This is a genomic window from Streptomyces sp. KPB2 (genome assembly GCF_003950055.1).
Lineage (GTDB): Bacteria > Actinomycetota > Actinomycetes > Streptomycetales > Streptomycetaceae > Streptomyces > Streptomyces salinarius.
Genome location: NZ_CP034353.1, coordinates 1157393 through 1176933, shown reverse-complemented (window position 1 = coordinate 1176933; position 19541 = coordinate 1157393). Strand labels below are relative to the sequence as shown.

Sequence of the window (19541 nt, the reverse complement as noted above, 5' to 3'; positions counted from 1 at the left end):
ATCAGGAACACTAGTTGCAGACCACCCGTCGCGGGCAACCCGGGCAGCGCGGACACAAAGCGGTCGCGCTGCCCGGCGGTGGTGCCCACCACGGATCACAGAGGCGTGAATCAGGGCGGGTCCAGAACTTCGGCGAACAGTGAAGTCCGTCGTGCCTACGCCGACGCGGGAAGCGCAGGGAACACGATTACCGAACCGTTCTCTTCGCGTGCGATTTCGATCGCCACGTCTGCCGGGCGACTGTTGACCACGACGCCGTCGCCCAACTGGCGAACCCGGTGTGCCGCGCGCATCAGACGATCGACTTCCGCGTTCGTGAAGACGGGCCGCAGCCCGTGCGGGCGGGCAAGCTCCAGCGTCGACAGGCGGACCAGGACGGCGGCAAGGTCCGACTCCAATGCGTCAAGGCGCTCCTGGTCGCGCCTGAGGACGCGGGTGAAGCTTTGGAACGGGTTGCTGGGGTCCCCCTGGGCGTGTTCGACGGCTTGCAGGACGACGACTCGTCGCTTCAATGCGATGGCGAGGGTGGCGAGTTCCAGGTGGGCGCGGAAGATGCCGCCATGGTCGTCGATGCCGGGGAACGACTTGGTCAGCGTGCCGAGGTCGACAGGCTGGCCCTCGGGCAGCTTGTCGAGTGCGCTCTGCCACTTGGCAAGGCGGCGATCGACGGCGCCCAGCGCCGAATTGATGGCGTGTACCGCCGAGTCCAGCCCCAGCGAGACTCCTGGCCTGCCCTGGTCGAGCAGGATGGCGGTGGCCTTGTCGATGGCGTCGCGGCAGCCGTCGAGCGTGCTGTGCTCTCGTCCGAGTTCCTGTTCCTGCAGTTGCTCCAGCATTTCCGTGATGTGCTCGATGGCTTGCTGACGCTTGCCGTCGGCGTGCGCGCTCACCCCGACCGCCACGGCCATGAGCACGAGCGGCGCGGCCACGGTGAGCATCGCACTGCCGCCGACCGCCACGCCCGCCGTCGCACCGGCTCCACCGACCGCGCCCGCCGTTGCCGCTTGACTGACCGGCACGAATGTCGCGCCGCCGGCGATTTTTCCAGAAGAGTCCACGATCGCACCACGGATGGCGCCGACCGTGCCCTTCGCCCTCATCGGGCGAAGACAGCCCTGACCGACCTGGGCTGCGAGCTTCGCCGGAATCACCATGCGGTACAGGCCTTCGCCGGAAGCTGTCGCCGTAGCCGACGAGGAACTCCGCGCTGATTGCGTGATGAGCTGCGACAGGTGCTGAGCCAAAGGGCTCGCGGCATCGAGCGGGATGCCCCGGCCGCGGTCCAGCTTGTCGGGCAACGGATGTGCCTCGAGCGTGGCGATCGGCTCGTCGGCCAGAGCGGCCAGTGCCCCGCGCAGTTCATCCAGGCGCTCAGCCGTCATAGGCCCGTCCCCGGTCAATGCGGGCACCCGGACATCACCGGTCGCCAGCGTCCACACCGGAACGATCCCCTTGCGGTCGTCAGTCATCGTCTCCCCTTTTTCTCCAGCGACAGCCTACGGTCGGAGGCCGACCGGAAGGGCATGAACCTTGTGCGTACGTGCTGGGCGTGAGGCGTCGGCGGTCCCGTCATGGCCCTCACGTTCTCCATCAGTTCGTGCAACAACTTCGGCTCACCGTCGGCGGTGCGTGCGGCCTCCGCGTACGTCGGCCCGTGCTTGCCGTCCACGTAGCCCTCGCCCCGCGCGATCAGTTCAAGGCGGCGGGCGTTCCAGGCGGGCCAGTCGTCCTTGAGGTAGCTGTCGAGGTCGTCCTCGAAGACGGTGTGCGTCGCCTCACTCGCGCTCGCGGGGCTGGCTTCGCCCGTGACCCGCAAATAGCTGAGGATCTTCGCGTTCTTCGCGATGTTGTCCCGAAGACTCGCCGTCTTCTTCTCGGTGTCCGCGTCGGCCACCTTCCTCGGCCCGGTGTCCGCGTCGAAGACGAGGTGGCAGCGCACGCCGAACCCGGTGAGGATGGCGTGGCAGAGGATCATGTTGTCCTTGCCCTCGGCGTTCACCACACAGATGCCTTCGGCGCCGAGGCTCAAGCCCTGGCGCTCGGCGAAGGCCAGGAGGACGCTCTCGTCCGTGGCGCCCTCGACCAGGACGGCGACGTCGGCGAACAGCGCCTCGGCAAGTTCCTTGACGTACCGCGTGGCGCCTCGACGTGCGATGGCCTTCTCCGACACGTGGTCCTCAAGGGACTGCCGAAGCTCCGTTTCGGTGAGGGCGCGCAGGCTCACCTCCGGATGCTCGCCACCACTGACCCGATACAGCCTGCGGACCTGCTGGTAGTCGCTCGGGTCGATGAACACCGGGCTGTGCGTCGCGTACATCACCTGTGTCTGGTCCTCGGCGGACGCGACCAGACTGCGCAGTACCTGCGCGAAGACGCGGGTCTGCGCCGGGTGCTGGAACAGTTCGGGCTCCTCGATCGCCAGGCACAGCGAGCGCGTGCCGTTCTCGGGGCGGCGGCACTCCGAGAGGTACCTAAGTGCCGCGATGATCAGCGCACGCTGGAATCCGTGCCCCTGACGACGGACCGGTGTCAGAGCCGCCCCGTCACGGATGTTGACCGCGAACGCGGTCTTGACCCGCTTGGGCACCTGGGCCGTCGGGGTGACGACGACGTCCCGACCGGTGGTGAACCGGCCGACCTCCATGGACAGGGCGCCGGACAGCCTCGCGAGCACCGGCTCGTAGATCTCCCTGTGCACCTTTTCGCGGGCTGCCTGGGCGTCCTCGTCGATGGCCGTGAACTGGGCTTCCGCCTCCGAGCGGTCGACCGCGTGCTCGAGGATCCGCCCCACCACGGTCGTCTTGTTGTCGTCGGTTTCCTCGTACGCTCGCAGATCGGCCGAGATGAAGACGAAGTCGATGAGCTTGCCGAGCAGTCCCTGGCCGGCGAAGCCGAAGAAGTGCGTGCCCTCCACCTCGGCCTCGGCGAGACGGTCGCGGTTCCTCGTCTCCCAGGACCGCATCTCCGTCTCGGCAGCGTCCCAGCTACGGACGGCGGGCAGGCCGAGTGCCGGGTCCTGGTCGCGTAACGCCTTGTACGCGGCCGTCTTCTCCCGGCTGCCGCCGCCGTCCCGGATCCGCTCGAAGGGCGGATAGGCCAGGGCCTTGCCCGTGATCCGGTCCTCTCCGTTCTCCCAGGTGCGCCAGATGCTCAGCGTGTCCAGCCCGTCGGGCGCGTAGTGGCCGAGCATGGAACGGTCGGAAGCGGTGAGTCCGTCGAACTCGACCTCCACACGGATCCGCTTCGTCTCCGCCGCGGAGTGCACGTCCTCCTCGCTGAGGACGCCGCCCTTCTCACCATTGAAGAACCAGTCCAGCGCACGCAGCACGGTGGACTTGCCGACACCCGTCGGCCCGATGAGCGAGGTGATGGAGTCGAAGGAGACGTCGAGGCTGCGCAGACAGCAGAAGTTCTCGATACGAACGCGCTTGATCTTCATGGTCATCCTGAAGTGTGACGGTGCGGAGCAACCGGGGCGGCGAGGCGCCGACCGGCCTCCGGGCATGGGGGCCAGGTGCTTCCGGCGGTGTCCCCCCAGGCATCACCGGAAGCATGAGTACTCAACCATGCCGATGAAAGCAGTGTCAATCAATTCATCGTGACCTTGCGGCGATTCCAGGCGGATGCTCCCGAGGTTCGAGGGGTCAGACAGTGGTGACCCCGGCTTCGATGAGGAAGAGGCTCGGCGCACCTGACCAGGAAACGAAGAGACTGTCCCGCGCACGCGTGCAGGCCACGAACAGCAGGCAACGTTCGGACATCATGTCCGTCTCGTGCTGCTTGGGGTCCACGTCGGGTGGCGTGACCGCCTTCGCGAACGGCAGCGCCTCGTCGTTGACACCGATGACCGCGACGCAGCGGAACTCCAGCCCCTTGAACGAGTGCATGGTCCCGACCCGCACAGCCGCCCCCTCGCCCGCCGCGGAGCCGCCGGAAGCGCTGCGCAAGGACACTGCGGGGACACCCGCCTCCTTCAGGTGCGCCACGGCCTTCGCGCACGTCTTGTTGAACCGGGCGCTCACCCCGATCTCCCCGGCACCCACACCCGCGTCCATCCACGCCCGCACCTGGTCGACCAGAGCGTCCAGTTCAGCCTCTTCGCTCTCCGAGCCCCGTACGGCGGGCCCGTCGCCGTGGAGAGCGGAGCGGTAGCCGAGCAAGGTCTCGTTGCGGCCCTCGTCCTCGAGCTGGGCGATCGGCCGGCCGATCAGCAGGGCCGTGGACCAGCGCAGGATCTCCTGCGTACTGCGGTAGTTCTTCCGCAGCTTCACCGACCGCCCAGCCACCCTGATGCCGAGGGACTTGAGCGACACCTTCGAGTCGTAGATGCGCTGATGAGGGTCGCCCGCGATGAACAAGTCGTCAGGGCGGGCCGGAACGGCCGCGCGCAGCAGCCGCCACTGCGCCGGATGCAGGTCCTGCGCCTCGTCCACCACCACATGCCGGTACGGTGGGCCCTTCACCTCCAACAGTCCCGCCGCCTCCACGCACGTCTGCAGCCAGGTCCGGCACCCGTCCGCCGCGAGACCGGCCGTGAACCGTTCCACCGTCTCCCACACCAACGGCCGTTCGGCCGCCGTCAGCCTGCTGCCCCGGCCCCGCCGGTCAGCCGCCTCGTACTCGGCCAGGCTGCTGATGCCCTGGGCCAGGACGACATGCCGGTACTCCTGGGCCAGGAACTGTGCGCTGCCCGTGAAGCCCGTCGCCTTGGCGGCCTTGCCCCAGCGGCTGACCTCCTCGTTGCTCATCAGCGGCCGCAGCGTCACCGCGCCCGGAGCCTCCGCGACGACCCGGCCCGCGAAGCCGTCCACGGTCGAGATGTCGACCCGCTCACGCAGCTCCGGATCCTCCACCAGGGACTCCAGACCCGAACGGAGCGCGTTGACCAGCGCGTTGGTGTACGTCGTGAGCAGGATGCGGTCGCCGTCCCGCAGATACCCGAGCAGGTGCTTGACCCGGTGCAGTGCGACCACGGTCTTGCCTGTGCCCGGCCCACCCGTGACCTGCGCGGGGCCGGAGTAGGACGCCCGATAGGCCACCTTCCGCTGCGAAGGGTGCAAGAAGACCCGCCAGGCGGCGAAGGGCTTCTCCAGGATGTCCCGCAGTTCCTCGGGAGCCGTCACCAGGGCGATCCGTGCCCGGGTGTGCTGGATCGCGGTCTCGTAGTCCCGCGTGTCCACCGGCTGCGTGGACGCGTGGAGCGCCGGCGCCACGATGTCCTGCCAGACCTCCTCCACCGTGCAGCCCGAGGCGAGATACTGCAGCACCTCCCGCTGGTCCTGCGGCAGCAGCGGCGCGAAGACGTCCAGCTGTTCCTGGTCGACGAGTGACCGCGCCTGCCGGAGCGTCTCGTCGTCGATGCCGAGAGCCTTCAGGTCCCCGTCGGAGAACTTCGCGAAGAGTCGTACCTTCGACGAGTGGTCCGCGACCCGTTCGTAGGCGGGCGTGATTTCGTCGAGGGTCGCCGCGTCCCGGATCTCGACGGCCCGCGTCACCTCGTTGATGCTGGACTTCTGCTTCATCGCCCAGGCGATGGCCTTGTCGTGCTGCATCACCCGCAGCAGGACGAACGTGTCCCCGGTGGGCGGCGCGAGCACCACACCGCGCCAGAACTGGTCGATGCGGATCGTCCGGATCTGCTTGTCCTTCGCCTTCACGAGGCTCTCCAGCTTCAGCCCCTGATCCTTGAAGAGCTGGTCGAGAGTGAGCCGGCTGAACTTCTCCCAGGCGTCGAGGACGCCCTTCCTGACCGGAGGCTGGAGCTTGGGAAGCTCGGCGAAGAAACCGATGTCGAAGGCGAGCTGCGGCATGCGGAGATCCTAGTGCCCCGGCCGACCGCGGCGCGGGCAAAGGCCAGGTCAGGCCGACGGACCGGTGTCGTCGCCGTGGTCCTCGTCGAGATCGAGACGGATCACCGCCAGGGTCTCGGCCACCTCGGCGGTCAGTTCGTGGTTGGGGCCGAACACCACGCACAGATCCTGGTGCAGGGGCTCCAGGACGCCGAAGGCCTCGGCAGCACGCTGCTGCGCGAGGAGCAGCATGCCGATGTCGTGGCGAAGCTCCACCGCGTTCTCGCTGACGTCTCCGTCGATGGCGCGGACGGTCTCGAGGACGCCGTTCAGCCCGTCCAGCGCCTCGGTCACCTGGCCGAGTTTGCCGCGACAGCGCGCCGCCTGAGCCCGGCACCACAGTGCCTCTTCGCTGTTCGTCCCACTCACCCGTCCGTAGGCGTCGGCCAGCGCCTCGAACTCCGGCAGCGCGGCGCGATGGTCGCCGGCCAACTGCCGGCTGACCGCCCGCCACGAACGCAGCCGCAGCACCGCCCTGCTCTCCGAGCCGAGGGACCGTGCGGCCGGCTCGATCAGCTCACCCACCACGTCGGCGGCCTGTGCGTACCGTTCCTCCTCCATCAGCGCCACGTAGTGCGCGTGGACCTCGCGGATCTGCTCCCGCAACGCCTCCCGCTCGGCCGCGGGCACGACGGGCGGTGCGTCCGGGCCGACGACGGGGGCGGCGGCCTGCGCGCCGCCCGCGGCACCGGTGCGCGAGCGGGGCGCGTACGGCCGACGGAAGATCCCCGTCGGGTCGGGCGCCCCGGCGGGCCCTGCCTCCTGCGGCGCGGACTCATCGCCAGGCCCCGGCAGGAAGGGCCGCAGCCGCTCGTACACCTCCTGCACGTCCGCCGGACGCGCCTCGGGTGCCTTCAGGAGCAGATGCAGGACGAGCTCCTCCAGACCCGCCGGTACGTCGTCGCGCAGTTGCCGCAGCGGGGTCGGGGTCGCGTTGACGTGCTGGGTCATCAGCTGCCACTCGCTGTCCCCACTGAACAACGTTCGTCCGCAGAGCAGTTCGTGCAGCACGCACCCCAGGGCGTACAGGTCGGTGCGCGGCGTGACCCGCGCGCCGCGCACCTGCTCCGGCGCCATGTACTGGTGCGTGCCGATCGGACTGCCCGTCGCGGTCAGCTTGGTGACGTCCGTCTGGAGGATCGCCGCGATGCCGAAGTCCAGCACCTTCACCGTGCCGTCCCGGGCGACGAGGATGTTGCCCGGCTTCAGGTCACGGTGGACGACGGGCACGTCGTGCGCGTACGAGAGGACGGTCGCCACCTGCGCCGCCACGGCCACCGCCCAGCTGACGGGGAGCGGGTGGTCCGGGTGCACGTACGCGGTGAGCGGGACGCCGTCGACCAGCTCCATCACCAGGAACAGCTGCTCGTACGACTCGTCCAGCACCGCGTCGTACACCTGCGGTACGCCCGGGTGCTGGATCCGGGCGGTGACCCGCGCCTCGCGCCGGAACCGCTTCTCGAACTCCTCCGCCAGGTGCGGTGACGTCACGGCCTGCGGGCGGATCAGCTTCACGGCGACCGGCCGGTCCAGTACGGCGTCGTAACCGCGCCAGACGTCCCCCATGCCCCCGTTGTCGAACTGCTCCAGCAGCTCGTAACGCCCCGCGACCCGTCGTACGTCCGGCACCTGGTCCCCGCTCCCGCCCCGTCGAGTGTCCGAAGAGATCAGTCTCGCGGGCGTGCCTGCGGGCGTCCAGCCAGGTCGCCGGGGAGCTACACGATCAGGTCAGGCGGGGCGCGGCGCACTCCGCCCACACGGTCTTGCCGGGGCCGCCCTCGGCACGGGGCGAGCATCCCCAGCGGTCGGCCAGCGCCTCGACGAGGAGCAGTCCCCGCCCGCCGTCGTCGTCCTCGGGTGCGGTAGCGGGAAGGCGGGGGAGACGCTCCCCCCGCGTGTCGGTCACCTCGATGCGTACGGTGCCGGTGGCCGGGTCGGCAGTGAGCGAGAGGTGGAAGTCCCGGCCGGCGACGTGCCCGTGCCGTACGGCGTTCGCGCACAGCTCCGACGCGATGAGCGTGACGACGTCGTGCGCGTCGGTGCCGTACGGAATCCCCCAGGCGTCCAGACGGTGCGCGCACAGGCGCCGGGCCAGGCGGGCGCCCCGCGGGGTGGAGCTGAAGCACATCGCGAACCTGTGCACCGTCAGGGGTGGTTGTGTTGCGGTCATGCACTCACGGTGGCGCTTCGTGGCCTAGCGTGACCAGAGGTGACGCGCTGACGTCGGGTCGTCGTACGGAGCGGACGCGGGCGCTGTACGTGGTGGTACGCGCGGAGAGGACAGGAGGCGGGGCGGTGACCGTGAGGGACGAGGAGCCGGCGGCGCAGCGGCAGCAGCGGCCGGAGGACGAGCCGGGGACGGGCGTGGTGACCGCGTTCGGGCGGCAGCTGAAGCTGCTGCGCGTGCGGGCGGGACTGGAGCGGGCGGAGTTCGGCAAGAGGCTCGGTTACTCGGCGGACACGGTGGCGTCCATCGAGCAGGGGCGGCGGATTCCGCAGGCTCGGTTCATCGAGAAGGCGGATGAGGTGTTGGGGGCGGGGGGTGTGCTCACGGCGCTGAAGGAGGAGGTGGGGCGGGCTCAGTATCCGGCCTACTTCCGAGATGCGGCTCGCCTTGAGGCCAGGGCGACAGCGCTGAATCTCTACGCGGTCTACGCGGTACCCGGTCTGTTGCAGACCGAGGACTATGCGCGGGCGGTCTTCCAGATGCAGCGCCCCTTGCTGCCCGACGAGGTCATCGAGCAACGCCTGGAAGCCCGCTTGGCTCGACAGGAGGTCCTCAGCCGACGCCCCGCGCCGCTGATGAGTTTCGTGATCGAGGAGGCGGTTCTGCGGAGGCCGCTGGGTGGCCGCAAGGTCATGCGGGAAACGTTGGAACAAATCCTGCTGACAGCCCAGTTGAGGCATGTTGAGGTGCAAGTCATGCCGACCGACCGTCAGGACAACGCTGCGTTGGGTGGTCCGTTCACGTTGATCGACACGGACAAGGGTCAGCGCATCGCATACGCGGAGGTTCAGGACGACAGTCGGCTGTACACCGAGGCGGCCAGGGTGCGGGAGTTGGAGGCTCGGTATGGCATCCTCCGATCACAGGCCTTGACGCCGAGCGAGTCATTCGCCTTCATCGAGAAACTGATGGGAGAGTCATGAGCGTTCGCATAGCGCACGCCGTGCCAGAAGCCGCCTGGCGCAAGAGCAGCTACAGCACCGGTGGCGGCGGGGAGTGCCTAGAAGTCGCTGCCTGGCTTGAGACTGTCATGGTCAGGGACTCCAAGCAGCCCGCAGCGGCCCAGCTCGCCTTCGGCTCTGAGGCTTGGGACGGGTTCGTGCGGATGACCGCAGGGCGCTGAACTGATCGAAGACCGGCGGGGCGCGATGCGCGAGGTGCGCACCGCGCCCCGATCGCGTCAGATGTCGTCCAGCCCCTCCTCCCGGCGGATCATCCGCCAGGCCGCGCGGCGGGCGCTGCGGTCGAGGTTGGACTTGAAGTCCCGGTCGGTACCGAAGTACCGCTTTCCGAGCGTGTCGATCGTGGAGACATGATCCATCATGTTCTCCTCGAACTTCTTGTCGAAGACGATGCCGAAGTTCTCTTCGTCGTTGACGACGGCGGCGGCGCGGACCTTCGGGTCGTCCTTCGTCGCGTTGAAGGCCGGGAGGACGTCCTCCTCGGTGAACTCCGTGCCGAACTTGGCGTTGAACTTCTCGATCAGCGCCGACAGCAGTGACTTCTCGGCGTCCGTGGCACCACCGACGCCGTCGCCGAAGCCCTTGAGCTCGGCGGCACCCTCGGGGTTGAGGGACACATCGTGCTCGCCGGTCTTCTCGACGCGCAGATGGCTGAGGTCGACCTCGCCTATGTCGACTCCGCCGTCGGCGATGCGGGGAAGACGGTTGAGCAGGTAACGCCCGTAGAGGTACAGGCGCTCCAACTCGGCGTCGCGGTACGGCACGATCTGCGCGAGGAAGCCGTACTTGCGGACGTAGTCGTTGAGGTTGGCCCGGAACTCCTCGGCCGTCTCGACGTCGTCCTCCTCCTCGCTCTCCAGGAGGGCGGTGAAGCGAGTGACGGCGGGGGAGAGGAGCCGGTACAGCTCGGCGTGCAGCTTCTCCCACTTGGACTGGGAGCCCCCCGCCTTCTCCTGCGCCTCGAAGTACGCGGCGACGAACTCGTCCATGTCCTGCTCCGAGATGATCGGCGCGGACATGACGCGGCTCTGAGCCGTGTAGAGGAGGTTCGGGTCGGAGGGCAGGGTGTGCGCCTCCTCGAAGTACGGGCGGAAGGCGTCCTGGATGTCTTCCGCCTCGTTGACGAAGTCCAGGACGGCCAGGTCGGCCTGGGTCTTGCGCTGGGCGGTGCGGTTGAGGCGGGAGAGGGTCTGCACCGCGGCGATGCCGGTCAGCGTCTTGTTGACGTACATCGTCGTGAGGAGCGGCTGGTCGAAGCCGGTCTGGTACTTCTCGGCGACGACCAGGATCCGGTACTCCTGCTGTCCCTTGCCGCCGGCCTTCACAGCCTTGTCGTCGGCGCGCGTGTAGGCGAAGGCCTTGGGCAGTGCGCTCTCGGACAGGCCGCCGTTCTCCTTCACCTCGGTGGTCTCTTCACCGTCGATGGTGAGGGAGCCGGAGATCGCGACCAGGACACCGAGATCCGGGTACTTGGTGTCGTAGTCGCGGTCGGCGATGTAGCTCTTGATGGCACGGGCCATCTGCACGGCGGAGTGGCGGGAAGCCGTGACCACCATGGCCTTGGCCCGGCCGCCGAGCCGGCCGCGGGTGTGGGCGACGAAGTGCTCGACGATCACCTGGGCGTGCTGGGACACCGTGTGCTCGTGCATGAGCGCGAACCGGGCGAGCAGGCTGTTCGCCTTGGAGGGGTCGACCTCCTTCTCGTCGCGGTTGAGGTTCGCGAGCTTCCAATACGTGTTGTACGTGACGTAGTTGCGCAGTGGGTCGAGGATGAAGCCTTCCTCGATGGCCTGGCGCATGGAGTAGGTGTGGAAGGGCCGGTAGACGGTCTTGCCATTCTCCACGCCTTCCGTGCCGAAGAGTTCAAGGGTTTTGGATTTGGGCGTGGCGGTGAAGGCGAAGTAGGAGAGGTTGGCGGCGTGCGAGCGCTCGACAGCCTTCGCCTTCAGCTTGTCGTCCACGGTGACCGTGGTGGCGCCCTCGTCGTCCGAGTCGGAGTCCAGGCCGAGGTCGCGCAGGGCGGACTTCACGGCGGTGGCGGCGTCGCCGGACTGGGAGGAGTGCGCCTCGTCCACGATGATCGCGAAGCGGGTGCCCTTGATCTCGGTGGGATTGCGCTTGATGTAGTCCAGCAGGGCCGGGAAGGAGTGCAGGGTGACGGTGACGATCTTCCCGGAGTCGCGGGAGAGGGCGCGGGCGAGCTGTTCGCTCTTCGCGCCGTGCTTCTCGTCGACCTTGACGACCAGGCCGTCGGTCTGGCTGAAGCTGCCGACGGTCTCCCGGAGCTGGGCGTCCAGGTTGCGTCGGTCCGTGATGACGATGACCTTGTCGAAGACGGGTTCGCCGGGCTTGATGCGGCCCTCGGCCAGCGCGTCGGGTGGGAGAACAGCCGGGTCCATGCGTGCGTGCAGGTCGCTGAGGCGGTGGGCCAGCCAACCGATGGTGTTCGACTTGCCGGACCCGGCGGAGGCCATGACCAGGTAGTTCTGGCCGGCGCCGTGGACGGAGGCGTGCGCGGTGAGCTTCCGGACCACGTCCCACTGGTGGAACCGGGGGAAGATCGTCTTCTTGGTGACACCGCCGCCGGGCGTCTTCTCCTTCTGCTGGTGCACGAAGCGCTGGAGGAGGTCGAGCCAGTTGTCCCGCTGCCAGACCTCTTCCCAGAGGTAGGAGGAGGCGTACTTGCCGTGCTCCGTGGGCGCCGGGTTGCCGGCGCCGCCGGGCTGGCCGGGGCCGTTCGAGCCGGTGTTGAACGGCAGGAACTGAGTGCTCTTGCCGCGCAGCTGCGTGGTGACGAAGACCAGGTCCGGGTCGACGGCGAAGTTCGCGATGACACGCCGCGTGAAGATCAGCTCGGTCGGGTCACGGTCCGTCCGGTACTGCTCCTTGGCTTGCTCGACGCCCTGCCCGGTGAGCGGGTTCTTCAGCTCGGCCGTGGCGACGGGGATGCCGTTGAGGAACAGGGCGAGGTCGAGGCGGTGGCCCCAGTCAGCCTGCTTGGTGGCGTAGGGGAGCTCGCGGACGACGGTGAGGCGGTTAGCGCGGTAGCCGTTGAGCACGGATTCGGCGGAGATGAGGTTGGGCTTGAAGTAGGCGACACGGAGGCGGACCCCGCGGTCCTTCACACCGTTCCGGAGGACGTGGAGCAGCCCGTCCTCAGCGATGGCCCGGTCGAGCCGCTGAGCGAAACCACGCTGGGCCTCGTTGGTATCGCGGCCGTAGACGGTGAGCAGTTCCTCCCACTCGTCAGCCTGCGTGGCGCCGATGAAGGTGAACAGCTCGTTGGTGTCGAGGCCGAGATCCGCTTGGTAGTCCTCAGGGTTCGCCTCCCGCCAACCTTGTTTGCACAGGGTCGAGACGATGGCGGAACCGAAGGAGGACTCGTCGTGCACGGGACTCATGCGGAGACTCCTTCGGTTACGCTGCGTCCGCTGGCCGTGGAGATGTCGAACTGGCCGGTTACGGCGGCAGTGATCAGTGTCTGGCGGCGCTCGTCCAGCAGCTTCACCTGACGCTGCATCGTTGATCGAAGCTTACGGATGGATGCTGAATGATTAGAGAGACGGTGTGAAATGTCGCGCTGTGTCGAAACTGGCGGGAGAGGGAATGTAAACCCTCCGATCTGGTCACCGCTGAGATGCGGAACCGAGACACCGGTGAGTTCGCCCTCCACAGCTTGGCGAAACATCGAAGACCGAAGGCTCCAGTAGACATACTTCATGTCCACCTCAGTCGATTTGGGTCGAAGGCATGCAACCCGTTGGAGTAGGAGCGCAGGCAGGTCTCTCTCCGAGATGAAAGTCATGCGCATGCCGCTGGAGATCCAGGGGCGGTCCATCCCCACGATCAGATCCCCATCGCGCAAGTGGAATCGTGGAGGTGTTGGCATTTTTTCTTCGTCCCATGAAACGGTATCCTTCCATGACGTCTCATCCACTGAGACGTTGATGCCGCGAAGGAGTCGTGTCCCGCCGTTGTGTAGAAACTCTTCGCTGGGGAAGGCGTAACCTGGAACAACTTGGCACAGGCGGCTGATTCTTCCGAGCCCCCAGTCCGCACGATTTGAGTCGACCCCAAGTCTTTTTAGGGTTTCGGAATCGCCAGCGGTGGCTCCGTCGACGAGTTGATCCAACATGAGGTTCAGCAGCTCGCCTTGGGCTTCTCGTGATTTCCTGACACGGTCGATGCGACCAATCTCGATGTCGAGGAAGTCGGCGATGCGGCGCTGCTCATCTTTTGCAGGGTAGGTCCAGCGTGAAGCGAAGAAGGCCCCGGTATCGAGGTTCTGGATTCCGGTCGTCTGCTTGACTGCGGCCTGAGTGAGACCTTGCCCATATGCTGCGGCAAACACGTACGTCAGGAACCGGTGATCGACACCGACGGCCGGTCTTACTCGCGCGCAGAAGTTGGAGCAGACCGCTTTGGTGCTGCCAGTAAACAGAACAGCCATTCCTACAGGTTGTTTCTCTCCGCCCCCGCTTTTCTCCAGGATGAGGTCGCCAGCCTTCAGGAGATGTTGACGAAATGATGAGGGCTCGACATGGCGCAGTGGTGCGGTGGAGAGGTCCACGCGTCGACTCGCGCGATCGAAATCCGCGGCGCGGACGCAGCGGACGTCGTAGCCGTTCTCGACCGGATCACTACCCCACGTTCCATTGGTCACCGAGGAAATTAGATTCTTGAGCCGTCCACGAGTCCAGTGAGTGGGCGCCGTGTTAAGCCACTTGTCGGTGATGGTCACTCTGTAACCTCTCCAAGAAGGCCCTGGATTTCCGCCTCCAGCGCCTTCAACTCTGCGTCGATCTCCGAAAGCTGCCTCAGCGGCTGATACACATGGAAGTGCCGCGTGAACGGAATCTCGTACCCGACCTTCGTCTTGCCGTCGTCGATCCACGCGTCCGGCACATGCGGGTGGACCTCCCGCGCCAGGTACTCCTCCACGTCCTCACCCAGCGGCACGTTCTCGTAGTCCCGCAACTCCGAGTCCGGTTCCGGCTCGCCCTTGACGAGCTGCACCTCGCCCTCCGGATCCCGTACCCCAACAACCTCACGCAGCGCCTTGTTGAACGGTGCCCCCGTCGGCCACGTCCCGCCGGCCTGCACCACCGCGTCCTTCAGGGCGAGCCAAGCCTCCTGCTTCGTGCCCCAGCTCGCGCCCATCAGGGACTTGAAGGCGTCCGCGAGAGCCGCGGCCTGCGGCAGCTTCTGGATCGGCTTGGACGCCTCCAGTGCCGTCAGCGTCTCCTCCGTCACCTCGAAGCGCAGCTTCAGCGGGCGTTCAACCGTGATGCGCTGGTAGCCGAAGTCCTCGTTGCGGAAGACCTTCACCTTGCTGTGCAGCGGGTGCTCCGTGTTGTCCGCCACGGCCAGCGCTTCGCCGTACAGCTTGACCACCGTCGCAATGTGGTCCGAGCCCAGCTGCTTGCGCTTGTCGCCCAGCGACTTCCGCATCTTCTGCCACTGGTCGCGCGCGTCCAGCAGCACGACCTTGCCCTTGTGGTCCGGGCTCTTGCGGTTGGTCAGGATCCAGAAGTACGTCGAGATGCCGGTGTTGTAGAAGAGCTGGTCCGGCAGGGCGACGATGCCCTCAAGCCAGTCGTTCTCCAGGATCCAGCGGCGGATCTCCGACTCGCCCGAGCCGGCTGCACCCGTGAACAGCGGCGAGCCGTTGAAGACGATCGCCAGGCGCGAGCCGCCCCCGCCGTTCACGTCCACCGGCTTCATCTTGGAGATCATGTGCTGGAGGAACAGCAGCGAGCCGTCGTTGATGCGCGGGAGACCCGCACCGAAACGGCCGGCATCACCCAGCGCTTTGTGCTCGTGCTCGACCTCGTCCTTGACCTTCTTCCATTCCACCCCGAACGGCGGGTTGGCCAGCATGTAGTCGAAGGTCTTGCGGGCGTGGCCGTCGTCGGAGAAGGAGTTACCAAAGGCGATGTTCTCCGGGTCCTGGCCCTTGATCATGAGGTCGGACCGGCAGATCGCCCACGACTCGGGGTTCAGCTCCTGCCCGTAGACCTCCACCGTGGCGTCCTTGTTGAACTCGGTGATCAGGTCGTCCATCGCCGAGAGCATGCCGCCCGTGCCACAGGCCGGGTCGAGGACCGTACGCACCGCGCCCGGAAGCTGGAGCGCGTCGCCGTCCGGGGCGACCAGCAGCCGCACCATGAGCTGAATGACCTCACGCGGCGTGAAGTGCTCACCGGCCGTCTCGTTCGACTGCTCGGCGAAGCGGCGGATCAGCTCCTCGAAGATGTAGCCCATGTTGTGGTTGGGCACGATCTCGGGACGCAGGTCCAGGTCCGTGAACTTGCCGATGACCTTGTAGAGCAGTCCGGCACTGTCCAGCCGCTTGATCTGCTGGGCGAACTCGAAGCGCTCCAGCACGCCCTGCGCGTTGTCCGAGAAGGCCCCCACGTACACCTGGAGGTTCATCGCAGCGCTCTGCGGGTCCTCCGCGATCTTCTTCAACGTCAGGCGGGACCTGTTGTAGAAGGAGTGGCCCGAGGCCCGCCGCAGGAAGCGGTCCGGGTCGATGCCGCTGTCCTTGTGCTGTTCCGCGATCTCCGCGACCTTCTCGCGGGTCGGCGCCAGCACGCACTCCAGTCGCCGCAGCACCGTGAACGGCAGGATGACCTTGCCGTAGTCGGACTGCTTGTAGTCCCCCCGCAGGAGGTCGGCGACGGACCACGCGTGGTTCGCCAACTCCGTGTGCTTACTGCTGTTCAACTGGATCCCCGGATTCCTTCCGAAATGTCCCAACCCCACCGCCCGAGCCGAGCCGCCTTGAGCGGTCGCCGGAGCGGTCTGCCAATTGTGGTCTATGTGTGAAGGCATGCGTGCCGAATGGGGTGAATCGCCACCCGGCCGCGTACCTCCGGTCAACTGACTCAGTCGTCTCCCGGCGACGGCAGCAACTGTCCGCCCGTGAGCCCGCTTACCAGCAACCGTGCCGTCTCCTCCGCCAGCCGCGTCGCCCGCTGAGCCTCCGCCCGGAGTCCGTGCACGTGTCGGAACGCCTCCCCGTACCGCCGCTGCTCCTCTAGTGGCAGCAGGGGCACGCGCAGTCGGCCCGGGTTGACGGTAAGGGTCGTGCTGCCCGTCGACGCGCCCGCGATGTTCTCCTCCGCCCCCAGGAACCCGGCGAGGAACCAGGCGTCCAAGCGCGCCGGGTCCGGGCGGAAGAGGTGGACGTGCGGGCCGGGCAGAGCGCCGGTGTCTCCCTCGCCCGCGACCCGGGCCATGGCGCCGTCCGTGCTCGCGACCGCACGTACGAGGACGTCTCCGACGGCGATCACGGGCGACGTGTCGTCGTACAGCTCCGTCGGCTCTCCCGTGGGCCCCGACCCGGTCGCGATGTCCGAGCCGGTGAGTACCGCCCGTGCCCCCTGGAGCCCGCTCTCACCGCTTACGGGGTGTGCCCGTGTGCGCGCGCTGTCCGGTACCGGGCGGAGCAGGGTGAGTGCTCCACCCCGCGATAGGTCGGAGGCCGTCGCCGTCCGCCACTCCCGGGCGTCGGCACCCGCGGCGCTCCATCCTTCGCGACCAGCCGTCCGCGCGAGGGCCTTCGCGGCCTTTACGAGGTCCTGGCGCGTGGCGTCCACCTCGGCCGACAGCTTCGCCGGATCGACCTCCGCCCGTGACGCCCGCACGAGCCGCGCGGGGGTCAGGTCCACCACCTCGTCCAACAGGTCCACCACGCCGACCGCGTGAGCGACCCCCGGCTCGCCTTCGAAGGCGTCCGGGTCCGCCGTGAACGCCTCCCACGCCTCCAGCGCCCGCGCTGTTACCGCCGCCCAGTCCACGGACGTCGACCGGCCGGCACCCCGCGTCCGCGACAGCGCTGTCGCCGCACCGCGCCCGGTCGCCGTCGTCGGCGTCTCCGCCGCTGTGTCCACGAACAGCACGGACTTGCGCGCCGCACCCCCCGGCTCGGGGCGCTGCAACACCCACACCTGAAGGCCCACGTGCAGCGGCACCGACGCGCCGACCGGCAACGCGATCACCGCGCGCAGGGCTCCGCTGCGTACGAGTTCCGCGCGTACGCGCCGCCCTGACGCTCGCCCGGCCGTGGCCGGGGGCAGCAGCAGGACCGCGTAGCCGCCCGGCACCAGGTGGGCGAGCGCGTGCTGTACCCAGGCCAGTTCCGACTCCGCGCGGGCCGGGACGCCGTACGCCCAGCGCGGGTCGTAGGCCAGTTCGTCGTGTCCCCAGTCCCGGATGCCGTAGGGCGGGTTGGACAGTACGGCGTCGGCGAGCAGGTCCGGGAAGGCGTCCGCGCGGAGGCTGTCCCCGGCTCGGACGGTGACCGTGACATCCGGTGCGGTCAGCATCAGGCTGACGGCGCTGCGGCGGGCCTGTACGGGCAACACGTCCTGGCCGTACAACGCGCGAGCGCCGTGCCGGGAGGCCGCCGCGAGGAGGGAACCGCTGCCGCAGGTCGGGTCGAGGACGCTGGACGGAGTCCCGGGGAGCAGTTGGGCGATGAGGTCCGCGAGCGGCCCGGGGGTTCGGTAGGCGCCACTCGCCGCACTGTCCTCCAGCTCCCACTCCGCTAGGACGCCCAGTGTGGCCTGGCCGCCTGACTCGCGTACACACGCGTACAGCGCGCGGAGAACCGGGGCGTCCTTGGCCGTGAAGCGGACGGCCCCGTCACCCGATCCCGGGACGGCCTCGGCGACGGCCGCTCTGTCGCGCTCGGCCTCGGAAGCGAGGTCCGCGTCGGACAGGCCGGCGGCCGCCGCCAGCTCGGCGGGGGAGCGGCGGGCTGCTGCGAGAACGAGGAGCAGTAGCTCGGCGGAGTCGCCCGTGGCGCCGCTGCCGGTACGTCCGTGCAGGCGGAGCATCGTCCGGAGTTCCTCCGCCGGACTCGCGGCGGAGGCGTGGCCGCGCGCGGCCAGCCACGCGCGCACCGCCTCCAGGTCGTACAGCGGGCTGCTCTCCGTACCTCCGGAGGGATCGGGGAAGTCGTCGTGCCGGCGGCGCCAGTTGCTGACGGTGGCGCGCGTGACTCCAGCGATGCGGGAAATCTCGGCTGCCGTCACCTGCGCGGTGGGCTGCTGGGGCATGGCGGGTCCTGGACCTCTCGGTAGTTGACAGTCAACAACCTACAGCACGCGTCAAGCCCACATGAACGATTGACAACGCTTTCGCTGTCCTGCTTACCTGGTCATGCTTCCGGTGCGGACGGTGTCGACACCGCCGCGCCTACCAGACCGCTCGACCGCTCCAGATGCCGTGCAGGCATCGCTTCAGGGGGAGACCCATGCGCCTGACCATGCCGACCGCCGTCGTTGAGGGCACCCAGCTCACCGTCATGCCGTTCCGCGACGACGCCGTCGTGGGGACGATGGCGGTGCCCGCACTCGTCCAGCTGGTGCCCTCGCCCCGCGCCGAGGAGGATCCGCGCAAGCTGAAGGCGGCGTCGGGCCTGGTGCGTCGGCACGCCGAGCTGCGCGCCACCGTGCAGCGCACGCTGAAGTCCTCGCAGAAGGGCAAGAACGTCCGTCCGTACGCCGAGTACATCGCCGCCGGTATCAAGGGCGAGCTCGGAGCCGCCTGGTCGACGCCGCCGATCACCCTGTGGCACGCCGGACCGCTCGCCGCGCTCAGCGAGGAACTCGTTTTCGGTACCGGTCTGCGTACCTTGACCGTCGCCCCGGGCACGATGGTCGTCGCCATCGACGGCGAGACCCAGACCACGGCCTGGCACGACCTCTACGACGACCCGGAGGCGTACGGACTGACGTATTCGCAGCTCTCGCGTGTGCGCATTTCCTTCGAGCTCTACGTCGACCTGGCCCCGGCGGACGCGCGGCAGATCTTCTACGACCGCAACGTGCAGGGTGTCGCCGTGGCGAAGAACCTCGCCATGTCCATGGACCAGCGGGACTTCGGTACCCGCCTCGCCCATCTGGTCGCCGACTCCGTACGGATCGACGTCGACGGCCAGCGGGTGCCGTTCGCCCGGCTCGTGAATGTCAGCAAGCGGCAGCTGTCCGCCGGTGACCGCGAGGTCGTCACCCTCTCCGCGTTGCGCGCACTCGTCGTCACCACCCTCTACGGGCGGGGCGGGCTTACACGTTCCGCCGAGTCCGTGCACGAGGACGAGTTGCCGGCGGGCGCCCGTCCCGAGCAGGTGGAGGCCGCAGTCGTACCCATCCTCGGCGACTTGATCGTCCGTCACGCCCGCGAGTTCGCGGACCGCGGCGCCATCACCGCGCCCGCAGTCCTCGCGGGGCTCGGCATCGCCGTGCACCCCACCATGCCCTGGAGCGAGTCGGGGGCCGTGTTCCGCATGGACGACCTGCTCCGGCTCCTCGACGGCATCCGCTGGGAGCGCGAGGCGAAGTACTGGGACGGCGTCGCCGCCAAGACCGGGACCTCCGGCCGCCTCAACTTCAGCGGCGGGGTCAAGGACTCCGGCGGTCGCGTCGCCGACGCGATCCTCTACCCGGCGACCGAGGCGGGGCGCCAGATCCGCGGCCTCTGAGCCGCATCGAC

12 protein-coding genes are annotated in these 19541 nt (G+C 68.1%); 3 read left to right on the top strand and 9 right to left on the bottom strand.

What is annotated here, in order from left to right; genetic code table 11:
* Positions 1-155: 155 nt before the first annotated feature.
* The 5 genes from D1J63_RS05160 to D1J63_RS05140 all read right to left on the bottom strand — a co-directional run bounded on the left by D1J63_RS05160 (position 156) and on the right by D1J63_RS05140 (position 8019).
* Complete coding sequence (locus D1J63_RS05160) at positions 156-1469, bottom strand: hypothetical protein (RefSeq protein ID WP_125627920.1); 1314 nt, start codon at positions 1467-1469, stop codon at positions 156-158.
* Positions 1466-3439, bottom strand: a complete 1974-nt coding sequence (locus D1J63_RS05155) for an AAA family ATPase (RefSeq protein WP_125627919.1) — start codon at positions 3437-3439, stop codon at positions 1466-1468. Before D1J63_RS05155 ends, D1J63_RS05160 begins: the two co-directional genes overlap by 4 nt.
* A gap of 205 nt (positions 3440-3644) precedes the next feature.
* Positions 3645-5810: a DEAD/DEAH box helicase gene (locus D1J63_RS05150; RefSeq protein ID WP_125627918.1), complete on the bottom strand. Its 2166-nt coding sequence runs from the start codon at positions 5808-5810 to the stop codon at positions 3645-3647.
* Between the two features lie 48 nt (positions 5811-5858).
* Positions 5859-7478: a serine/threonine-protein kinase gene (locus tag D1J63_RS05145; RefSeq protein WP_125627917.1), complete on the bottom strand. Its 1620-nt coding sequence runs from the start codon at positions 7476-7478 to the stop codon at positions 5859-5861.
* 94 nt (positions 7479-7572) lie between these two features.
* Positions 7573-8019 carry an ATP-binding protein gene (locus D1J63_RS05140; RefSeq protein WP_241235513.1) on the bottom strand — a complete coding sequence of 149 codons (447 nt, stop codon included), beginning with the start codon at positions 8017-8019 and terminating at the stop codon, positions 7573-7575.
* A 125-nt stretch (positions 8020-8144) separates the two neighbouring features.
* On the opposite strand from D1J63_RS05140, the gene D1J63_RS05135 reads away from it, so the two are divergent.
* Both D1J63_RS05135 and D1J63_RS05130 read left to right on the top strand, forming a co-directional pair.
* A complete protein-coding gene (locus tag D1J63_RS05135) occupies positions 8145-8999 on the top strand; it encodes a helix-turn-helix transcriptional regulator (protein WP_125627916.1) in 855 nt (284 codons plus the stop codon).
* A complete protein-coding gene (locus D1J63_RS05130; RefSeq protein WP_087788775.1) occupies positions 8996-9199 on the top strand; it encodes a DUF397 domain-containing protein in 204 nt (67 codons plus the stop codon). Before D1J63_RS05135 ends, D1J63_RS05130 begins: the two co-directional genes overlap by 4 nt.
* Before the next feature lie 57 nt (positions 9200-9256).
* Here the strand turns inward: D1J63_RS05130 and D1J63_RS05125 are convergent, their stop codons facing one another.
* The 4 genes from D1J63_RS05125 to D1J63_RS05110 all read right to left on the bottom strand — a co-directional run bounded on the left by D1J63_RS05125 (position 9257) and on the right by D1J63_RS05110 (position 18106).
* The gene (locus D1J63_RS05125) at positions 9257-12439 is read right to left on the bottom strand and encodes a type I restriction endonuclease (protein WP_125627915.1); all 3183 of its coding nucleotides are present in this window, start codon (positions 12437-12439) and stop codon (positions 9257-9259) included.
* Positions 12436-13779, bottom strand: a complete 1344-nt coding sequence (locus D1J63_RS05120; protein WP_125627914.1) for a restriction endonuclease subunit S — start codon at positions 13777-13779, stop codon at positions 12436-12438. The genes D1J63_RS05125 and D1J63_RS05120 overlap by 4 nt, the downstream gene beginning before the upstream one ends.
* Positions 13776-15767 carry a class I SAM-dependent DNA methyltransferase gene (locus tag D1J63_RS05115; RefSeq protein ID WP_125627913.1) on the bottom strand — a complete coding sequence of 664 codons (1992 nt, stop codon included), beginning with the start codon at positions 15765-15767 and terminating at the stop codon, positions 13776-13778. Before D1J63_RS05115 ends, D1J63_RS05120 begins: the two co-directional genes overlap by 4 nt.
* Before the next feature lie 161 nt (positions 15768-15928).
* The gene (locus tag D1J63_RS05110; RefSeq protein WP_206436755.1) at positions 15929-18106 is read right to left on the bottom strand and encodes an N-6 DNA methylase; all 2178 of its coding nucleotides are present in this window, start codon (positions 18104-18106) and stop codon (positions 15929-15931) included.
* Positions 18107-18303: 197 nt separating this feature from the next.
* Between D1J63_RS05110 and D1J63_RS05105 the strand changes: the two genes are divergently transcribed.
* A complete protein-coding gene (locus D1J63_RS05105; protein ID WP_125627912.1) occupies positions 18304-19530 on the top strand; it encodes a hypothetical protein in 1227 nt (408 codons plus the stop codon).
* The last annotated feature ends 11 nt before the right edge of the window (positions 19531-19541 follow it).

What these genes read in the sequence shown, in the direction of transcription:
- D1J63_RS05150 (WP_125627918.1), bottom strand. Translation starts at nt 5,810, where the DNA reads ATGCCGCAGCTCGCCTTCGACATCGGTTTCTTCGCCGAGCTTCCCAAG.
- D1J63_RS05155 (WP_125627919.1), bottom strand. Translation starts at nt 3,439, where the DNA reads ATGAAGATCAAGCGCGTTCGTATCGAGAACTTCTGCTGTCTGCGCAGC.
- D1J63_RS05130 (WP_087788775.1), top strand. Translation starts at nt 8,996, where the DNA reads ATGAGCGTTCGCATAGCGCACGCCGTGCCAGAAGCCGCCTGGCGCAAG.
- D1J63_RS05140 (WP_241235513.1), bottom strand. Translation starts at nt 8,019, where the DNA reads ATGACCGCAACACAACCACCCCTGACGGTGCACAGGTTCGCGATGTGC.
- D1J63_RS05160 (WP_125627920.1), bottom strand. Translation starts at nt 1,469, where the DNA reads ATGACTGACGACCGCAAGGGGATCGTTCCGGTGTGGACGCTGGCGACC.
- D1J63_RS05110 (WP_206436755.1), bottom strand. Translation starts at nt 18,106, where the DNA reads ATGCCCCAGCAGCCCACCGCGCAGGTGACGGCAGCCGAGATTTCCCGC.
- D1J63_RS05125 (WP_125627915.1), bottom strand. Translation starts at nt 12,439, where the DNA reads ATGAGTCCCGTGCACGACGAGTCCTCCTTCGGTTCCGCCATCGTCTCG.
- D1J63_RS05105 (WP_125627912.1), top strand. Translation starts at nt 18,304, where the DNA reads ATGCGCCTGACCATGCCGACCGCCGTCGTTGAGGGCACCCAGCTCACC.